Consider the following 1,822-nt stretch of genomic DNA (forward strand, 5'->3'; position numbering starts at 1 on the left):
CTCCAGCCCTTACCTCACGATAAGTACCTTGCGCTTCCTTAGTGGTTGGTCGATGTGTACCCCCACAGTGGACTTTCACCACCTAGATAGATGCCATGCCTGGCACACAAGAAAAAGCTGCCTTAAAGACAGCTCCGATCTTCAGCTAATGCACCCTTTAGTTTAAGTACATTTATTCGCAAGCTTACTCGATAATAAGAAACTATTTATCAGAAAATAACTCCTTCAACTCGTCATCAGATAGTTGTCTTTGACGATATTTAAAGTCATTAGGAATATTCTTATTTATTAAGCATTTATTTTCCAAGCAGTCTAAGTACAATGCTAATTCAACTAACGCATAATGCTCGAAATCACCCTTAGCACCTTGAAATGAAACATACTTTTCCAGAAATGATCGTGCATTATCTAATTGAATGTACGCCCATTGTTTATTACTGTCGCTTGCATCATAACTTAAATAGCTAATTTTTTCCAAATTATACCCATATCTTCTTTTTTCATCACTTCGGCTATCAGGTGAATATAATTCAATATATAAAGATGTTTTAATTTTTCTTTCAGAATATAACAATCCGTTATTTTCATATCCCTCATCACTCCTATTTTGCATGCTGTTATGTTCAAATTCGATTGCATATTTTAATGCGTTTAGATATAAATTCATTTTCATTTTGTTTTGGGGGTTTGATATTCTAAGTTCATATAAATTAATAATGTAATCAAACGGATAGTAATGGTTTGAACCGTATCGTTCTTTCTGTTCTTTGTCTAGATTTCTTAGATAATCAATATAATTATCATACTCTTTTTCTTTTTTTATGGGTCTATTCTTTAAGTCAGAAATAACCTGTTTTTGATATTGGCCAATTGCAGTTGTTATTTCTGTAACAAAATCTAATCTCGTCTCAACATATTCAAATATTTGTGAAATGTATATCTTAACTCTTTTATTAGTCTCTTCATCTTTACTTGTATAGACAACTGCGTAAATATCACAATCATCTTCAGGCCATATTTTTATGTTATTCCAAACTACAAATGGGCTACATTCAAAATCGTTATCTTGATATCTTTTGTGTCGGCTTGTTTCTACTGGATGAAGTGAACATAGAGAACGTAGGTATTCGAAATACCTCTCATCTGTTCCCTTCCCATCACTGCCAAGTTGATTAAAAATCTCTGTTGACTTTTTGATCTTATCATCGGGTACATTGAAAATCTTTACCAGTTCTTTTATACAATCCACAACCACAGATGCATTGTTCATAAAATCAAAAAAATCAAACGCACTTCTTTCGAACTTACCAGTATTTAATTTAAGTTCATTTATGAAATAAACAGTATCATCAAGTCTATCCATTATAGAGCAAATCTTATCCCATGCACGGTGCTTACCACTTCTTTTATTATAGGAGATATTTTTTTCCTCGTTCACTTTGTTTCTTAATTTTTCAAGAACAACAATATCAAGATTTATTTGAAATACATCCTTAACCATTTTTTATTTTCCTTTCAAGTAGGGAATTATGAGCAGAACAATTGACCCCATAATGAAGAAATGGGGGCTAAAGATCATGTAGTACTCTAGGCCCTCGCCCTTATTCTTATTTCATTATAAATTCTCTTCAAAAACGAAAATTCCTTCTTCAACTATCCTGCCCCGATAGTTACATAATCGAGTAGAGGGAAAATAAATGTATTATTTTCGCCCCTCTCACAACACCGTACGTACGGTTCGCGTATACGGCGTTTCAATTTATATTACAGTGTGTACTTTTAGATAATGCTCTAAAGCAGAGGGGACTCCCCTCTGCTTTAG

General features: G+C 33.3%; 1 protein-coding gene. It reads right to left on the reverse strand.

Annotated features, from left to right (window positions below):
* Window positions 1-202: 202 nt before the first annotated feature.
* Entirely contained in the window at window positions 203-1,501 is a 1,299-nt protein-coding gene (locus AC1DIV_RS29870) for a hypothetical protein (protein WP_477577952.1), read from the reverse strand.
* Window positions 1,502-1,822 lie beyond the last annotated feature (321 nt).

The sequence above is a fragment of the Peribacillus sp. 05N428 genome (assembly GCF_056397085.1).

Excerpts from the sequence above, each read along its gene's own strand:
- AC1DIV_RS29870 (WP_477577952.1), bottom strand. The coding sequence starts at position 1,501 with ATGGTTAAGGATGTATTTCAAATAAATCTTGATATTGTTGTTCTTGAA.